Here is a 15222-nt window from a genome sequence, read left to right on the forward strand (position 1 = left end):
GTTTCTCTCCTCAAAAAGACTGGACGGGATCAGCGGTCGCGCGGCAGCTTCTTTTCTTCGCGCAGCACACCGAATGCGGCGGCGGTCATGCACGCGGCAACCACCACGCCGCCGATGAACACCACGTGTGAACCAAACAGCGACAAGCCCTTGTGCACCCAGGTGAAGCTCAGGTCGGCACCACGGTAGACCACCGTGTCGATGGCCGCACCGGCCTTGTAGCGCCATTGGCGGTCCACCCGGGTGTAGATGGTTTCGCGTGCCGGCTTGAAGAGCGAGAATTCACTGGCGCGGGTCAGCACCTGCACCACCGCCACCATCATCGGCAGCGGCGATGCGGCCAGCACCGAGAAGCCGATCAGGATGGCGAACGCGGGAATCAGCAGGGCCGGGGCTATGCCGTGGCGCGACAACAGCCAGCGAGTCAGACTCAACTGCAACAGAAGCGTCAGCGCGTTCACCGCCAGGTCGATGCGCGAGAAGAACGCGGTGCTGGCAGCCGGGTCGTTGAAGGCCGCGCGCACGATGCTGGCCTGCTGGTTGTACAACAGGGTGCCCACGCCCACGCCGAACACCACCAGCACGGCCAGCCAGCGCAGCAGCGGCTCGCGTGCGATCAGCTTCAGGCCGTCAAGCACGCTGCCGCCCATCGGCTTCTCGCCCGAGACCAGCTGCTGCTCGCGTTCGCGCAGCACCGCCCAGTGCCGTAGTCGCCAGATGCTCAACAAGCAGACAATCAGGAAACCCGCAGATACCAGCATCAGGTTGGCGATGCCCACACGCTGTGCCAGCGCGCTGGTAATGAGCGGGCCCAGGAACGCGCCGATGGTGCCAGCCGCGCCGATGTAGCCGTAATACGCCCGCGCCTGCGCGTTGGAGAACACGTCGGCCATGAAGCTCCAGAACACCGCCACCGCGAACAGGTTGAACACCATCACCCAGAGGAAGAAGGCCATGCCGCGCCCCGGCACGTTGCTGTCGAACAGCGCGTAGAAGCCCAGCAAGGTGACGATGAAGAACCCATACACCGCCGGCAGGAACACCCGCCGTGGGAAGCGGCTGACCAGCCAGCCGTACACCGGCTGCAGCACCAGCATGATCACGAACACGCAGGAGAACAGGAACTGCAGGACGAAATCCTTCAGCGCGATGCCGTGGCTGGCGAACCAGGCGATCAGCATCGGCGGAAACACGGTCTCCAGATCGGCCGAGGCAGCCATCGCCTCACGCACCGGGCGCAGCACGTAGTAGCCGCTGAGCAGGCAGAAGAAGTACAGGAACGACCACCACAGCGCCGGCGACTCACGCAGTGCCGCCGCCAGCCCACGCAACGGCCCCTTGCCCTTCACCGCGCTCACGCGGTGTCCCTCGCCAGAAGACGGCGGTTGGACAGCGGCATGGCAGGCTCCGGGGGCGGTGAAGCGCGTACGTTAGCCAATGCACTGCAACATCGCCAGCAGCAGCCACGCAGAAGGCCGCAACGCAGTGTCACGGCCCCGCCCGGACGATACGTTCTGACACATGCTTTCGGGGCGTCAAAATTCCAATTTTTTCAACGAGATGCGCATTCATCTTCGCTTTGTTTGTGCACAAGGGAAAAGCGGCGCTAGAATCGCCATCAGCAGTCGCGCACGGGTCTCCACGATGAAAAAGAACAGCCTGCGTCGTCCGATCCGTTCGGCGGCCACCGGTTTGCTGGGCATGTTGATGCCCGTTGCCTTGTCCACCACCGCGCAGACCCCGCCGCCATTGCCGCCGATGCCGGCCAACATCGAATCCGCCGCCACCGCCGTCGCCCATACCCAGCCCGCCGCTTACCGCACCGGCCTGGTGCCGCAGGTGCAGCTGCCGGCGGCCGGCTTCAACGTGGCCAACATCGAATCGATGGCGCAGCAACTCACCTATGGCGAGCGTGTGCCCGGCATGGCCGTGGCCATCGTGCAGGGTGGCCGCGTACTCAGCGCGCGTGGTTATGGCGTTACCGACGTCAACAACCCGCTGCCGGTCGACGCCCACACCGTGTTCCGCCTGGCATCGCTGTCCAAGGCCTTCGCCGGCACCATGGCCGGACTGCTGGTCAACGATGGCACGCTGCGCTGGGACAGCAAGGTCACCGACTACGTGCCGGGCTTCCGCCTGAACTCTCCGGAAGCGACCGATCGCCTGACCGTGGCCGACGTGCTCAGCCACCGCGTCGGCCTGCCGTACAACGCCTACGACCGCGACATCGAAGGCAACGCCGAGTACTACGCACTCACCCAGAAGCTGGCCAATACCAGCCTGAAGTGCCTGCCGGGCGACTGCTACGCCTACCAGAACGTGGCCTTCAGCCTGATCGGCGACGTGGTCTATGCCGCCTCGGGGAGCTTCTACGAGCAGTCGGTCGAGCGCCGCATCTTCAAGCCGCTGGGCATGAACGATGCCAGCCTCGGCCTGGCCGGCATCCAGGCCAGCTCGCGCTGGGCGCGTCCGCACGTGCGCAGCCGCAATGGCTGGGTGTCGCTGACACCGAAGCCGACCTACTACCGCGTCGCCCCGGCCGCCGGCGTCAACGCCAGCGCCAGCGACATGGCGCAGTGGCTGCTGGCCCACACCGGCCATCGCCCGGACGTGCTGCCGGCACCGCTGCTGGCCACCCTGCATTCGAGCCTGATCAACACCCCGGGCGAAATGCGTTCGGGCTGGCGCCGCGAGCGCCTGCATTCGGCCGGCTACGCACTGGGCTGGCGCACCTTCGACTACGCCGGCCACGATGTGGTGTTCCATGCCGGTGCCGTGCAGGGCTATCGCGGCCTGGTCGCGCTGGTGCCGGAACGCGATCTCGGCATCGCCATCATGTGGAACGGCGAAAGCGGCCTGCCCAGCGGCCTGCTGCCGACGGTGCTCGATTCCGCGCTCGGCCTGCCGACGCAGCGCTGGCTGGACGTGGACACCGACTTCGGCAGTGACAACCTGATGGCCGAAGGCGCGAGCCCGGCGCAGCAGGACAAGCGCAAGGGCAAGGGTGCTTCGAGCAACCGTGCGGTGGCCTCGCCGCGCTGAGTTGGCGGGCTTCACCGTGTGTGCGAAGGGCGGCCTGCGGGTCGCCCTTTTTGTTGGCAGTTGTAGAGCAAAGCAGTCGAGCACCGCTCGACTCTACAAACGGAAGGCTAATGCGCGAAGTAGTGCATGCCGCCATCCACCGGAATCACCGCGCCGGTGATGTAGCCGGCCAAGGGCGAGGCCAGAAAGGCCACCAGCGGCGCCACCTCCTCCGGATCACCAAAACGCCCGATCGGAATGTTGCGTTCGATGAACTCACGCCGGCTTTCTTCGGTGGGATGCAGCCGGTCCCGGATCTGAGCACTGTTGATGCGTCCCGGCGCGATTGCATTGACCGTGATGCCCTGTGAGGCCAGCGCCGACGACAGCCCTTTGCTCCACAGATGCAACGCCGCCTTCGCCGCCGTGGCAGCATTCACCGCGCGCGGTTCCATTGAACCGCTGAGGTTGATCACCCGCCCCCAGCCCTGCGCCTGCATCGCCGGCAGCAGTGCCTGGGTCAGGCGTCGTGCCGAAGAGAAGTTCAAGGCCATGGCTTCCTCCCAGACATCGTCCCCCGCATCCACGGTGGTCGGTCGGCCTCCTCCAGCCGCATTGACGAGGATGTCGACACGCGTCAGTGCCGCCGAGGCTGCATCCGCAATGTGGCGTACCTGCTCCGCATCGGTGAGGTCGCCCAGCAGGACGATCGGTGCCGGCGCGCCTGCAGATTCGATCTCCGCCGCCAGTGCATGCAGCGGCTCGGCACGCCGTGCACTGATCGCAATGCGTACTCCCTGTGCCGCCAGCAGCCTGGCCACACCGGCACCGATGCCACTGCCCGCCCCGGTGATCAGCGCGGTACGCCCTTCAAGCCCCAGATCCATGATGTTCTCCCAATCCGCCAGCCGGTACATCCGGCCCGTGCAGTACATGCTGTTTGATCACCCCTGATTGATAAACTCCGCGCAGGTTTCAGCATTCAACACCCGGGGTGTCAGATGAATCTGCTGGAGAGCATGCAGGTCTACGTGCTGATCGTGGACAAGGGCAGCCTCAGCGCTGCGGCGGCGGCGATGGATATCTCGGCGACGATGACCGGCAAGCACCTGCGTGCGCTGGAAGCACGGCTGGGAATGCAGCTGTTGAGCCGTACTACCCGGCGCCAGCACATGACGCCCTTCGGCGAGGACTACTACACCCGCTGCCGGGAGATCCTGCGGCTGGTGGAAGAAACGGACGCACAGGCGCAGCACCAGCAGCTGGCACCGGCGGGCACGTTGCGCATCAGTGCGCCGGTGATCTTCGGCACGCACGCACTGGTACCGGCACTGGCCGAATACATGGCGCGCCATCCGGATGTCCGGGTCGAAGTCACGCTGAGCGACCGCGTGGTCGACCTCGCCGAGGAGGGTTTCGAAGCGGCGCTGCGCATCGGCACGCTGGCCGACAGCAGCATGCTGGTGGCGCGTGCGCTGGCACCGTATCGCTTGATGATGTGCGCATCGCCGGCGTACCTGGCCAGGCATGGCACGCCTCGCAGCCTGCAGGACCTCGCCCTGCATCAGTGCCTGTCCTTCGAACCGAGCGCACTCGCACAGTGGCTGCAGGCCGATGCTGGCGAACTCGAGCGTGTGCCTGGCGGCCGGCTGCAGATCAACAACGGCGAAGCGCTGCGCACGGCAGCGCTGCATGGGCTGGGCATCGTGCTGCAGTCGGCACTGCTGCTGGCTGCCGACATCGACACCGGACGCCTGGTGCAGCTGTTCCCTGAGTTCGGCCAGACCGGTCGGCCGATGCACGTGGTCTACGCCCACGATCGCTACCACTCGACCCGCCTGCGCAGCTTCCTGGACTTCCTGGTGGAGCGCTTTCCACCGGCGCCGCACCGCTAGCGTCGACCGTCAGAAAAGCAGTCGAGCACGGCTCGACCCTGCAAACGGCCCATAAAAAAACCCCCTCCCCGCTGGGCAGTCAGGGAAGGGGGTTTCAGGATGCGGCTATCGGGAAGTACTTAGATCAGCGGCGCCGGGGTTGCCGGCAGAGCGACCGGAGCAGCCTTCTTCTTGCGGGCGGCCGGCTTGCGCTTGGCAACCTTCTTCGCTGCCTTCTTCGGGGCAGCCTTCTTGGTCGCCTTCTTCGCGGTCTTCTTTACTGCCTTCTTGGCGGTCTTCTTGACGGCCTTCTTGGCAGTTGCCTTCTTCGCGACCTTCTTGGCCGGCTTGCGGGCCGTTGCCTTCTTGGCAGTCTTCTTGGTGGCCTTCTTGGCTACCTTCTTGACGGCCTTCTTCGCGGTCTTCTTGACGGCCTTCTTGGCAGTGGACTTCTTGGCTACCTTCTTCGCCGCCTTCTTCACTGCCTTCTTCGCAGTGGTCTTCTTGGCGACCTTCTTCGCAGCCTTCTTCACTGCCTTCTTGGCGGTCGCCTTCTTCGCGACCTTCTTCACTGCCTTCTTGGCAGCGGCCTTCTTCGCGACCTTCTTCACCGCTTTCTTGGCGGCGGGCTTCTTCTTCGCAGCTTTCTTGGTTGCCATGGGATGGCTCCTCGTCAGTGATAGGGAGTTGAAACGCCCAGGTGGATCAAACCCGCGGATGCTGCGTGCGGGGACCGCCGGCGCGTCAGGCGCGCCGTTACGGATGCGGCAATGCCCGCCTCGATCGGCGGAGCGGACATCGGAACGGGAGTTGCCTTGCATTTCTCCGGGGGAAGCGGGGCCATGTCCACCGTCATCAGGGTCGCGGTGGTCTTGAAGGGGCTGCTTCGCATCGGACGATTGATTCTGCGCACTCGGTTGGGCAGGCAAGGTCTGCTGAGGCGAAACCTAATCACGGTTTTTTTTACTGTCAACAACCCCCGCGAAAAATTTTCACATCCGCGCCATCCCGGACGCCGTCCTCGCCACCGCCGTGCGCGCCCTGCAACGACCATTGAAGCGGCGCGCACGCGCGCCGCATACGACGAAGTCGATGCGCTCTCTGAACAAAAAACACTTGAAATAAGCACTCTGCGCAGATAGGCACATGTTCCGGACAACAGCGCACGTGCATCGCCGATGGTCACCCGCACCGTCGCCGACGCCAGCACAACGGGGCCGCAACGGGGGGCGAAAAGTTTTCACATTCGATCGCTTCGGCGCGGGGCGGAAACGCGGATTTGCGCAAAACTGCGCACGCTGATCGGCACCGTTCGTCTGTCGGCTGATGCCACGCCGAGGGTGCAGAGCGAACCCGCCGTCATGAGTCCGACGCACTCGCCAAAACAAAAACGGCCACCCGAAGGTGGCCGTTCCAGAACCCGGAAGTGACGACTCAGTGGTCGTCGTTTTCCAGGGCTTCGGCATACGCGTCCGGATCCAGCAGTTCGTTGACCTCTTCAGCATTGGTCAGTTCGACCACGAACATCCAGCCTTCGCCGTAGGCATCTTCATTGATGGTTTCCGGCTTGTCGGACAGCGCCGAGTTGACCTCGACGACCTTGCCGCTGATCGGGCTGTAGACGTCCGAGGCGGCCTTCACCGACTCGACAACGGCGATCTGCTCGCCAGCCTTTGCGTCGGCGCCGACTTCCGGCAGTTCGACGTAGACCAGGTCACCCAGCAGGCCCTGGGCGTGGTCGGAAATACCGACGGTGACACGGCCATTGCCTTCGACACGGGCCCACTCATGGGACTTGAGGAACTTGAGGTCGCCGGGGATCTCGCTCATGGGACTGCTCCAGAGATATGCAGGGGTGGAAAAAACGGGGCTAGTGTAACCAACCGGCCGCCACTGCTGTCAGTGACGATCGGCAGTTTCGGATCAGGCGTCGGCGAGCACGCCGGGCTGGGCCTGGCCTTCGCGCACGAACGGGAACTTGACCACGCGCACCGGCACCTGCCGGCCACGGATGTCGACGGTGACCTCACCGAGTTCACCGGCCGGTACACGGGCGAAGGCGATGCCCTTGGCCAGGGTCGGCGAGAAGGTGCCGGACAGGATCTCGCCCTGGCCGCCGGCGGTGGTCACCGCCTGACCATGGCGCAGCACGCCCTTCTCGTCCATCACCAGACCGATCATCTGGCGGGCGGTGCCGGCAGCCTTCTGCGCTTCCAGCACGTCGCGGCCGATGAAGTCGCGACCTTCGTCCAGCGACACGGTCCAGGCCAGCGCCGCTTCGTACGGGCTGATCTCTTCGTCCATGTCCTGGCCGTACAGGTTCATGCCGGCTTCCAGGCGCAGCGTGTCGCGTGCGCCGAGGCCGGCCGGCTTCACGCCCGCCGCCAGCAGGCGGTTCCAGAACGCGACCACGGCGTCCTGCGGCAGCAGGATTTCGAAGCCGTCTTCGCCGGTGTAACCGGTACGGGCGACAAACAGTTCGACACCATCATCGGACCGCACCTGCAAGGCGGCGAAACGGCCCAGCTTGGTCAGCGCCTGACGGTCCGCATCACGGGCCAGGCCGATCACGATGTCGCGCGCCTGCGGGCCCTGCACGGCGAGGATGGCCAGGTCCGGGCGCTGCTCGACGGTGACGCCGAACGGTGCAGCCTGCTCGCGCAGCCAGGCCAGGTCTTTCTCGCGGGTGGAGGCATTGACCACCATGCGGAAGAAATCGTCGCCCAGGTAGTAGACGATCAGGTCGTCGATGACGCCGCCGCGCGGATTCAGCATGCACGAGTACAGTGCCTTGCCGGTCACCTTCAGCTTGTCGACCGAGTTGGCCAGCAGGCGGCGCAGGAACGGCTTGACCTGGTCACCGCGCAGGTCGACCACGGTCATGTGGCTGACGTCGAACACACCCGACTCGCGACGAACCAGGTGGTGCTCGTCGAGCTGCGAGCCGTAGTGGATGGGCATGTCCCAACCCCCGAAATCGACCATCTTGGCGCCAAGGGCGCGGTGGGTATCGTTGAGCAGCGTCTTCTGGGTCATGACCGGGTCCGGCAGCAGAGGAAACAAGAATCCCCATTATCCCAGATCGGTCGCCCGCAGGTCGCGCCGCAGCGCAGCGGGGTGTTTGGCAGGCCTGCGGCCGGCGCCGCCTTCTACAGCTAGAGCGCAAAGCCTGAGTTCATCGGCTCTGGATTGACTCGGCCTGGGCGGGTCGGAGCGAGTGCTTTTGCTCTTTGCTCTTTTTCTTTTTCCGTGGGCTGGACGCGCACGGAAACTGTCGGGGGCCGGGCGGGTTGGGTTCGCGGGACCGTTGGCGCCATGGATGGCGCCATCGAGCCCCCATGGGTGAGGGCGCTTTGCTTGCGAAGCACTGCTTCGCAAGCGACCGAACGCGCAGCCGCCAGCGGCTGGGCCGGACCGCGGAGCGGGGTCTACGGCGTGTCCCGCGAACCCAACCCGCCCGACCCAAACACATGAACCACCTTCCGCGACCACCCACGAGGGGTTCCGCCGTTGGCTGGGAACCCCTAGGCCACCGCTTCGACCAGCAGCGTGCTGCCCTGCACCGCCACCACCCGTACCCACGTACCTGCAGGCAGCTCCGGACCGCTCACCTGCCAGGACGCATCGTCAATGCTGACCCGTCCCTGGCCACCGACGATGGCCTGCTGCAGTACCACCTCCCGGCCGACCAGCTGCTCGGCACGGCGGTTGAGCAACGGCGCATCGCTGGGCCGTGCCCGCGGCCTCCCCCAGCGCCGGTAGCACTGGATCGAGACCACACTCAGCAGGACGAAGGCGATCACCTGCCACAACAGTGGAATGTCGCTGAACACCGCAACCAGTACGAACACTGCCGCCGCGCCAATGCCGATCCACAGCATGAACGCACCCGGCGCCAGCGCTTCGGCAGCGAACAGCAGTAGCGCCAGCGCGCCCCAACCGACGACTTCCCAGCGCATGTCAGCCTCCGAGCGGCGGCGGCCGCTTGCCGGCGGCCTTGTTGTCCTGGCTGGCCAGCGCCTGCTTCGCCAGTTCGGCCACGCCCGCGATCGAACCGATCACGCCACTGGCCTCCATCGGCATCAGCACCAGCTTCTGGTTCGGCGAACTGGCCAGCTCCTTGAACGCTTCCACGTACTTCTGCGCGACGAAGTAGTTGATCGCCTGCACGTCACCCTCGGCAATCGCCGCCGACACCACCTTGGTCGCCATCGCTTCGGCCTCGGCCAGGCGCTCGCGCGCCTCGGCATCGCGGAACGCAGCTTCGCGACGGCCTTCGGCTTCCAGCACGGTGGCCTGCTTCTCGCCATCGGCGCGCAGGATCTCCGACTGCCGTGAACCCTCTGCCTCGAGGATCTGCGCGCGCTTTTCGCGCTCGGCCTTCATCTGCCGCGCCATCGCATCCAGCAGATCGCGCGGCGGCTGGATGTCGCGGATCTCGATGCGGTTGACCTTCACGCCCCAGGGATTGGTGGCATGGTCGACCACGCTCAGCAGCTGGGCATTGATCACCTCGCGCTGGCTGAGCGATTCATCCAGATCCATCGAACCGATCACGGTACGGATGTTGGTCTGCACCAGGGCGATCATCGCCACTTCCAGGTTGGCCACCTCATAGGCGGCCTTGGCGGCATCCAGTACCTGGAAGAACACCACGCCGTCCACGCGCACGGCGGCGTTGTCCTTGGTGATCACTTCCTGGCTGGGCACGTCCAGCACCTGCTCCATCATGTTCACCTTGCGCCCCACCCCGTACACGATCGGGATCAGGAAATGCAGGCCGGGGGTCATGGTGTGCGTGTAGCGCCCGAAGCGCTCGACGGTCCACTCGTAGCCCTGGGGCACCATCCGTACTGCCTTGAACAGGATGACCACGGCCACGAAGGCCAGTACCACGGTAAAGAACATGGTCGGGAACATCTTGCTTTCCTTATCTATGACGTCCAGGCCCCAGCATAGCGCGTGAAGGCCACATTCACAGCGGAGCTACCAGGGCACGCGCCCGCGCAGGATGTCGGCGAACATCACCCAGTCGCCCATGAACGAGTACAGCGGGTGCTGGAAGGTGGCCGGGCGGTTCTTCTCGAAGAAGAAATGGCCGACCCAAGCGAAGCTGTAACCGCAGAACAGGGCGGCCAGCAACAGCACCGGCTGCCCGCGCAGGATTGCTGCAACGACCAGCAGCAGCACGCCGCAGCTGCCGACGAAGTGCAGCCGGCGCGATACCGGGTGGCGGTGCTCGCTGAGATAGAACGGATAGAACTCGCGGAAGCTGGCGAAGCGGGACATATGCGTGCTCCGGGGGCCGTGGTCACCGCCATCATGCGCCTTCCTGGGAGGGAAAGCGGCCTGGACGGCGTGGCCGATTCTGACAAGGCAGTGCATGATCCGGTGGCGCTGCCTTTGTAGAGGCGAGCCATGCTCGACTGGCCCTCCCAGTTGCAGTCGAGCGTGGCTCGACTCTACATAAGAGCGGAAGCCGTCGAGCCTGGCTCGACGCTACAAAAGCGGAAGCCGTCGAGCATGGCTCGACGCTACACCGGGGGCGTGCGCGGCCCGAACATGATCACCGCCATGCCGGCCAGGCACAGGGCTGCGCCGAACAGGTCCCAGCGGCTGGGGCGGATGCCATCGACCAGCCACAGCCAGAACAGCGCGGTGCCGATGTAGACACCACCGTAGGCCGCATAGACCCGGCCACTGGCGGTCGGGTGCAGGGTCAGCAGCCAGGCGAACAGGGCCAGGCTGGCGGCAGCCGGCAGCAGCAGCCACACGCTGCCGCCCTTGCGCAGCCACAACCACGGCAGGTAGCAGCCGACAATTTCGGCCAGCGCGGTCAGCAGGAACAGCGCGAGCGTCTTCACGCCTTCTCCGCCGCCTTGGCGTGCTGCCACAGTGCTTCCTGCGCATCCAGGTCCATCGACGCCAGCGCTCCACCCTGGGCGTCAGCCTGCGCTTCCATCGCACGGAAGCGGCGTTCGAACTTGTGGTTGGCCCCGCGCAGCGCCGCACCCAGATCGATATCGGCGTGGCGTGCCAGGTTGGCGCAGACGAACAGCAGATCGCCCAGCTCTTCCTGCAGGCGCGCTTTGTTGCCGGCAATATCGCCGCGCTCGAACTCCTCGCGCAGCTCCTGCAGTTCCTCCGCCGCCTTGTCCAGCACCGGCAACGGGCCCGGCCAGTCGAAACCGACCTTGGCCGCGCGCGACTGCAGCTTCACCGCTCGCTGCCATTCGGGCAGGCCACGCGAGATGCCGGCCAATGCGGAGGTGTCCTGCTCGCCCTTGGCGGCACGCTCGGCACGCTTGATCGCATCCCAGTTACGCGTCACCCCGTCGGCGTCATCGACGCTGACATCGGCGAACACGTGCGGGTGGCGGCGCTGCATCTTGTCGCTGATCGCGCGTGCGACCTCGGCGAAGGCGAAGGCACCCTGCTCCTCGGCCATACGTGCATGGAACACCACCTGCAGCAGCAGGTCGCCCAGCTCATCGCAGAGATCATCGAGGTCGCCACGGTCGATCGCATCGGCCACCTCGTAGGCTTCCTCGATGGTGTACGGCGCGATGGTCGCGAAGTTCTGTTCCAGGTCCCAGGGGCAGCCGCCCTGCGGATCGCGCAGGCGCGCCATGATCGCCAGCAGGCGTTCCAGTTCGTTGCTGGCTGCACTGCCGGCGATGGGGGTGTCATGCGCGCTCATGCGGTCTCCAGGGTCAATCGGACAACCAGTCGCGCCACGGCAGGCTGGTATCACCAATGGCAATGAAATCGCCGTTCAACAGGGTCTCGCGGCGGTTGTAGCGGAACGGCTTGCCGGTCGCTGCCGACAGTACCGCACCGCCGGCGGCGTGCAGTACGCACTGGCCGGCGGCGGTATCCCATTCGGAGGTCGGGCCCAGACGCGGATAGACATCCAGGCCACCTTCGGCGATCCGGCAGAATTTCAGCGACGAGCCCTGCGCGATGGTCTCGATGCGCCCCATCCTCGCCAGCAGCGCCTCGGTTTCCGGTGAGCGGTGCGAGCGGCTGGCGGCAACCCGCAGCGGTGCGGTGGCCGGCGTGCGGGTGCGCAGCACGGTGTCGTGCAGGCCCTGGCGACGGTATGCCAGCTCACCACGCATGGCATGCCAGACGATGCCGGTGACCGGCGCCAGCACCACGCCGAAGGCCGGCGCGCCCTGGTAGATCAATGCGATGTTGACGCTGAACTCGCCGTTGCGCTTGATGAACTCGCGGGTGCCGTCCAGTGGGTCGACCAGCCAGTAGGCGCCCCAATGACGGCGTTGCTCCCACGTGACCTGGGCCGACTCCTCGGACAGGATCGGCAGATCCGGGGTCAGCTGCTGCAGGCCCTGTTCGATGACCTGGTTGGCGGCCAGGTCGGCGGCGGTGACCGGGCTGTTGTCGTCCTTGAGCTGCACGTCGAAGCCATCGGCATAGACCTGCATGATGGCCTGTCCGGCTTCCTGGGCAATGGCGATGGCGGTCTCGCGCAGGTCCGTGGTCAGTTTGATCATCGCAATCCCTGCAGCCACTGGCGGGCAATGAACAGCGCCGCCAGCGAGCGTCCCTCGGAGAAGTCCTCGCGCAGCATCAGCTGGTCCAGCTCGGCCAGCTTCCACGGGACGACTTCCAGCTCTTCCGGCTCGTCGCCGGCCAGCTTTTCCGGGTACAGGTCGCGCGCCACCACCAGCCACGACTGGTGGCTCATGTAGGTCGGGGCCAGGGTCATCGCGCGCAGCACATCCACCCGGCGCGCGCCGTAACCGGCCTCTTCCTTCAGTTCGCGGTCGGCGGCCTGCTCGGGGGTCTCGCCGGCATCGATCCGGCCCTTGACCAGGCCCAGTTCGTAGCGGTGCATGCCGGCGGCGTATTCACGTACCAGCAGCACGGTTTCGTCGTCGAGCATCGGCACCACCACCACCGCGCCATGCCCCCGGCTGACCAGCCGCTCGAAGCGGCGGCGTTCGCCGTTGGAGAACTCCAGGTCCAGGTGCTGGCGCTGGAAGGGACCGTTCTCCTCATCGGTGATCCGATGGATGATCGGCAAGCGACGGCCGGCACGGTCATCGTTCATGCGGAATCTCCGCGGCGGCCGGCGCCTGCGCCGGGGCCGATAGAATGTGCAGGCAGCAACATGTTCATGAGCCCGAAATGCTAGCAGACCCAACCCCCTCCCCGCTGGCCCGCCATTGGCGGCAGCGCGACCTGCAGGTGCTGTGGCACCCCTGCACGCAGATGCGCGAGCATCCGCACACCCTGCCGCTGGTGCCGATCGCCCGCGGCGAAGGTGCCTGGCTGATCGACCACGACGGCAATCGCTATCTGGATGCGGTCAGCAGCTGGTGGACCAACCTGTTCGGTCATGCCGAACCGCGCATCGGTGGTGCCATCGCCGCCCAGGCCACGCAGCTGGAACAGGTGATGCTGGCCGGCTTCGGTCATGAGCCAGCCATCACCCTGGCCGAACGCCTGCTGGCGCTGGCCCCGCGGCAGCCCGGCCGCGAACCGCTGGCCAAGGTGTTCTACGCTGACAACGGCTCCGCCGGCGTGGAAGTGGCGCTGAAGATGGCCTTCCAGTATTTCCAGAACCGTGGCGAGCCGCGGCGCACGCGGTTCATCGCACTGGAGAACGGCTACCACGGCGAGACCCTGGGCGCGCTCGCGCTGGGCGACATCCCGCTGTACCGCCGTGTCTATGCACCGCTGCTGGCCGAAGGCCTGTTCGCGCCCTCGCCCGACGCTTACCTGGCCGAGCCGGGCCAGAGTGCGGCAGATCGCGCGCGGCAGGCCGCGGATGGACTGGCCACGCTGTTCGACCAGCACCCGGGCGAGATCTGCGCGGTGATCCTGGAACCGCGCCTGCAGTGCGCCGGCGGCATGCGCATGCACGACCCGGTGTACCTGCAGCGCGTGCGCGAACTGTGCGATGCGCACGGTGCATTCATGATCGCCGACGAGATCGCCACCGGTTTCGGCCGCACCGGCACCCTGTTCGCCTGCGAGCAGGCCGGGGTGATGCCGGACCTGATGTGCCTCTCGAAAGGCCTGACCGGCGGCTTCCTGCCGCTTGCCGCGGTACTGGCCACGCAGGCCCTGTACGACGCGTTCCTCGACGACTCGCGCGAGCGCGCCTTCCTGCATTCGCACAGCTACACCGGCAACCCGCTGGCCTGCGCGGCCGCGCTGGCGACGCTGGACATCTTCCGCGACGACGATGTGATCGCGCGCAACCGCGGCATCGCCTCGGTGATGGGCACGCTGGCCGCACCGTTCAGCGACCATCCGCACGTGGCCGACGTGCGCCAGGCCGGCATGGTGGTGGCGTTCGAGCTGTCGCGCGATGGCAACAAGCGCACACCGTTCGACCCGGCCATGCGGCTGGGCCTGCACGCCTACAAGGCCGCGCTGAAGCGCGGTGTGGTACTGCGTCCGCTGGGCGACGTGCTGTACTGGATGCCACCCTATTGCGTGGATGACGAACAACTGGAGCTGCTGGCACATACCACGCTGGCGGCGATTGACGAGGCGATTGCATGCGCGTGACCCGCTGCCCCATCGACCTGGCGCTGCACAGCGGCCAGACCGTGACCCTGCCGGAAGAGACCGCCAACCACCTGGTACGGGTGATGCGCCTGCGCGAGGGAGACACCTGCGTGCTGTTCAACGGCGACGGCCATGACTACAGCGCCACGCTGACCGTGGCCGGCAAGCGCGAGGTTCAGGTGCGCATCGACGCGGTGCAGGCCATCGACAACGAATCGCCGCTGGCGATCACCCTGCTGCAGGGCATCGCCCGTGGCGAGAAGATGGACCTGATCCTGCAGAAGGCCACCGAACTGGGCGTGGCGGCGATCATTCCGGTCAACGCCGAGCGCACCGAGGTGAAGCTCGATGCAGCACGCGCGGAGAAGCGCGTGGCGCACTGGAACAACGTGGTGACCTCAGCCTGCGGCCAGTCCGGGCGCGCGCGCATTCCGCAGGTGGGATCCCCGCTGTCGCTGGCGCAGGCGGCAGCGGCGCTGCCGCCCGATACGCTGCGGCTGACCCTGGACCCGCTGGGCACACATCGCTTGTCGACGCTGGCGGCCGCTCCGGCAGGCGGCATCGTGATCGCGATCGGCCCGGAAGGTGGCTGGTCGCCGCGCGACCGGGATCAGTTGGCGGCGGCAGGATTCCAGGGCCTGCAGCTGGGCCCGCGCATCCTGCGCACGGAAACGGCCGGCCTGGCCGCGATTGCAGCACTGCAGGCGCGGTTGGGGGATCTGGGGTAAGGCCCGATTCCTGGTAGTGTAAGCCGCTGGTACAACCACGGAATCATGCGGTT

At 66.2% G+C, this 15222-nt stretch carries 17 protein-coding genes; 5 read left to right on the top strand and 12 right to left on the bottom strand.

Features of this window, described 5'->3' with window-relative positions; all coding sequences use genetic code 11:
- Positions 1–29: 29 nt before the first annotated feature.
- Positions 30–1358, bottom strand: a complete 1329-nt coding sequence (locus tag ACZK45_RS16300; protein WP_293797914.1) for an NTP/NDP exchange transporter — start codon at positions 1356–1358, stop codon at positions 30–32.
- 286 nt (positions 1359–1644) lie between these two features.
- Between ACZK45_RS16300 and ACZK45_RS16305 the strand changes: the two genes are divergently transcribed.
- A complete protein-coding gene (locus ACZK45_RS16305; protein WP_032130059.1) occupies positions 1645–3042 on the top strand; it encodes a serine hydrolase domain-containing protein in 1398 nt (465 codons plus the stop codon).
- A 107-nt stretch (positions 3043–3149) separates the two neighbouring features.
- Here ACZK45_RS16305 and ACZK45_RS16310 read toward each other — a convergent pair whose 3' ends face one another.
- Positions 3150–3908 (bottom strand): SDR family NAD(P)-dependent oxidoreductase, encoded by a 759-nt coding sequence (locus ACZK45_RS16310; protein WP_032130070.1) that lies wholly within the window; start codon positions 3906–3908, stop codon positions 3150–3152.
- Between the two features lie 114 nt (positions 3909–4022).
- Between ACZK45_RS16310 and ACZK45_RS16315 the strand changes: the two genes are divergently transcribed.
- Positions 4023–4916: a LysR family transcriptional regulator gene (locus ACZK45_RS16315; protein ID WP_125895568.1), complete on the top strand. Its 894-nt coding sequence runs from the start codon at positions 4023–4025 to the stop codon at positions 4914–4916.
- A 119-nt stretch (positions 4917–5035) separates the two neighbouring features.
- On the opposite strand, the gene ACZK45_RS16320 is transcribed toward ACZK45_RS16315, so the two are convergent.
- Positions 5036–5716, bottom strand: a complete 681-nt coding sequence (locus ACZK45_RS16320; RefSeq protein ID WP_182266552.1) for a histone — start codon at positions 5714–5716, stop codon at positions 5036–5038.
- A 21-nt stretch (positions 5717–5737) separates the two neighbouring features.
- On the opposite strand from ACZK45_RS16320, the gene ACZK45_RS16325 reads away from it, so the two are divergent.
- Complete coding sequence (locus ACZK45_RS16325; RefSeq protein ID WP_125895567.1) at positions 5738–6037, top strand: hypothetical protein; 300 nt, start codon at positions 5738–5740, stop codon at positions 6035–6037.
- A 292-nt stretch (positions 6038–6329) separates the two neighbouring features.
- Here ACZK45_RS16325 and gcvH read toward each other — a convergent pair whose 3' ends face one another.
- The 9 genes from gcvH to nudE form a co-directional block, all read right to left on the bottom strand.
- Positions 6330–6725, bottom strand: a complete 396-nt coding sequence (gcvH, locus tag ACZK45_RS16330) for a glycine cleavage system protein GcvH (protein ID WP_005410701.1) — start codon at positions 6723–6725, stop codon at positions 6330–6332.
- Between the two features lie 93 nt (positions 6726–6818).
- Positions 6819–7931, bottom strand: a complete 1113-nt coding sequence (gene gcvT / locus ACZK45_RS16335; protein ID WP_478444923.1) for a glycine cleavage system aminomethyltransferase GcvT — start codon at positions 7929–7931, stop codon at positions 6819–6821.
- A gap of 488 nt (positions 7932–8419) precedes the next feature.
- Complete coding sequence (locus ACZK45_RS16340; protein WP_125895565.1) at positions 8420–8854, bottom strand: NfeD family protein; 435 nt, start codon at positions 8852–8854, stop codon at positions 8420–8422.
- Between the two features lies 1 nt (position 8855).
- Positions 8856–9815 (bottom strand): SPFH domain-containing protein, encoded by a 960-nt coding sequence (locus ACZK45_RS16345; RefSeq protein ID WP_005410704.1) that lies wholly within the window; start codon positions 9813–9815, stop codon positions 8856–8858.
- A 66-nt stretch (positions 9816–9881) separates the two neighbouring features.
- Positions 9882–10184 carry an Mpo1-like protein gene (locus ACZK45_RS16350; protein WP_049422150.1) on the bottom strand — a complete coding sequence of 101 codons (303 nt, stop codon included), beginning with the start codon at positions 10182–10184 and terminating at the stop codon, positions 9882–9884.
- 245 nt (positions 10185–10429) lie between these two features.
- On the bottom strand, positions 10430–10759 hold the full coding sequence (locus ACZK45_RS16355; protein ID WP_032130110.1) for a YnfA family protein: 330 nt from the start codon (positions 10757–10759) through the stop codon (positions 10430–10432).
- Positions 10756–11595 carry a nucleoside triphosphate pyrophosphohydrolase gene (mazG, locus tag ACZK45_RS16360; protein WP_049422149.1) on the bottom strand — a complete coding sequence of 280 codons (840 nt, stop codon included), beginning with the start codon at positions 11593–11595 and terminating at the stop codon, positions 10756–10758. The genes ACZK45_RS16355 and mazG overlap by 4 nt, the downstream gene beginning before the upstream one ends.
- Before the next feature lie 13 nt (positions 11596–11608).
- Positions 11609–12412: a 3'(2'),5'-bisphosphate nucleotidase CysQ gene (gene cysQ / locus ACZK45_RS16365; RefSeq protein WP_293798794.1), complete on the bottom strand. Its 804-nt coding sequence runs from the start codon at positions 12410–12412 to the stop codon at positions 11609–11611.
- A complete protein-coding gene (nudE, locus tag ACZK45_RS16370) occupies positions 12409–12972 on the bottom strand; it encodes an ADP compounds hydrolase NudE (RefSeq protein WP_010482713.1) in 564 nt (187 codons plus the stop codon). The genes cysQ and nudE overlap by 4 nt, the downstream gene beginning before the upstream one ends.
- A gap of 77 nt (positions 12973–13049) precedes the next feature.
- Here nudE and bioA point away from each other — a divergent pair, with 77 nt between their 5' ends.
- A complete protein-coding gene (gene bioA, locus ACZK45_RS16375; RefSeq protein ID WP_285303450.1) occupies positions 13050–14441 on the top strand; it encodes an adenosylmethionine--8-amino-7-oxononanoate transaminase in 1392 nt (463 codons plus the stop codon).
- The gene (locus tag ACZK45_RS16380) at positions 14432–15169 is read left to right on the top strand and encodes a 16S rRNA (uracil(1498)-N(3))-methyltransferase (RefSeq protein WP_478444924.1); all 738 of its coding nucleotides are present in this window, start codon (positions 14432–14434) and stop codon (positions 15167–15169) included. Before bioA ends, ACZK45_RS16380 begins: the two co-directional genes overlap by 10 nt.
- Positions 15170–15222 lie beyond the last annotated feature (53 nt).

The organism is Stenotrophomonas sp. 63632_Sma (genome assembly GCF_056482875.1).

Bases quoted from the DNA above. Each gene is read 5' to 3' on its own strand.
- ACZK45_RS16305 (WP_032130059.1), top strand. From the start codon at position 1,645: ATGAAAAAGAACAGCCTGCGTCGTCCGATCCGTTCGGCGGCCACCGGT.
- ACZK45_RS16310 (WP_032130070.1), bottom strand. From the start codon at position 3,908: ATGGATCTGGGGCTTGAAGGGCGTACCGCGCTGATCACCGGGGCGGGC.
- ACZK45_RS16315 (WP_125895568.1), top strand. From the start codon at position 4,023: ATGAATCTGCTGGAGAGCATGCAGGTCTACGTGCTGATCGTGGACAAG.
- ACZK45_RS16320 (WP_182266552.1), bottom strand. From the start codon at position 5,716: ATGCAAGGCAACTCCCGTTCCGATGTCCGCTCCGCCGATCGAGGCGGG.
- ACZK45_RS16325 (WP_125895567.1), top strand. From the start codon at position 5,738: ATGTCCACCGTCATCAGGGTCGCGGTGGTCTTGAAGGGGCTGCTTCGC.
- gcvH (WP_005410701.1), bottom strand. From the start codon at position 6,725: ATGAGCGAGATCCCCGGCGACCTCAAGTTCCTCAAGTCCCATGAGTGG.
- gcvT (WP_478444923.1), bottom strand. From the start codon at position 7,931: ATGACCCAGAAGACGCTGCTCAACGATACCCACCGCGCCCTTGGCGCC.
- ACZK45_RS16340 (WP_125895565.1), bottom strand. From the start codon at position 8,854: ATGCGCTGGGAAGTCGTCGGTTGGGGCGCGCTGGCGCTACTGCTGTTC.
- ACZK45_RS16345 (WP_005410704.1), bottom strand. From the start codon at position 9,815: ATGTTCCCGACCATGTTCTTTACCGTGGTACTGGCCTTCGTGGCCGTG.
- ACZK45_RS16350 (WP_049422150.1), bottom strand. From the start codon at position 10,184: ATGTCCCGCTTCGCCAGCTTCCGCGAGTTCTATCCGTTCTATCTCAGC.
- mazG (WP_049422149.1), bottom strand. From the start codon at position 11,595: ATGAGCGCGCATGACACCCCCATCGCCGGCAGTGCAGCCAGCAACGAA.
- cysQ (WP_293798794.1), bottom strand. From the start codon at position 12,412: ATGATCAAACTGACCACGGACCTGCGCGAGACCGCCATCGCCATTGCC.
- nudE (WP_010482713.1), bottom strand. From the start codon at position 12,972: ATGAACGATGACCGTGCCGGCCGTCGCTTGCCGATCATCCATCGGATC.
- bioA (WP_285303450.1), top strand. From the start codon at position 13,050: ATGCTAGCAGACCCAACCCCCTCCCCGCTGGCCCGCCATTGGCGGCAG.
- ACZK45_RS16380 (WP_478444924.1), top strand. From the start codon at position 14,432: ATGCGCGTGACCCGCTGCCCCATCGACCTGGCGCTGCACAGCGGCCAG.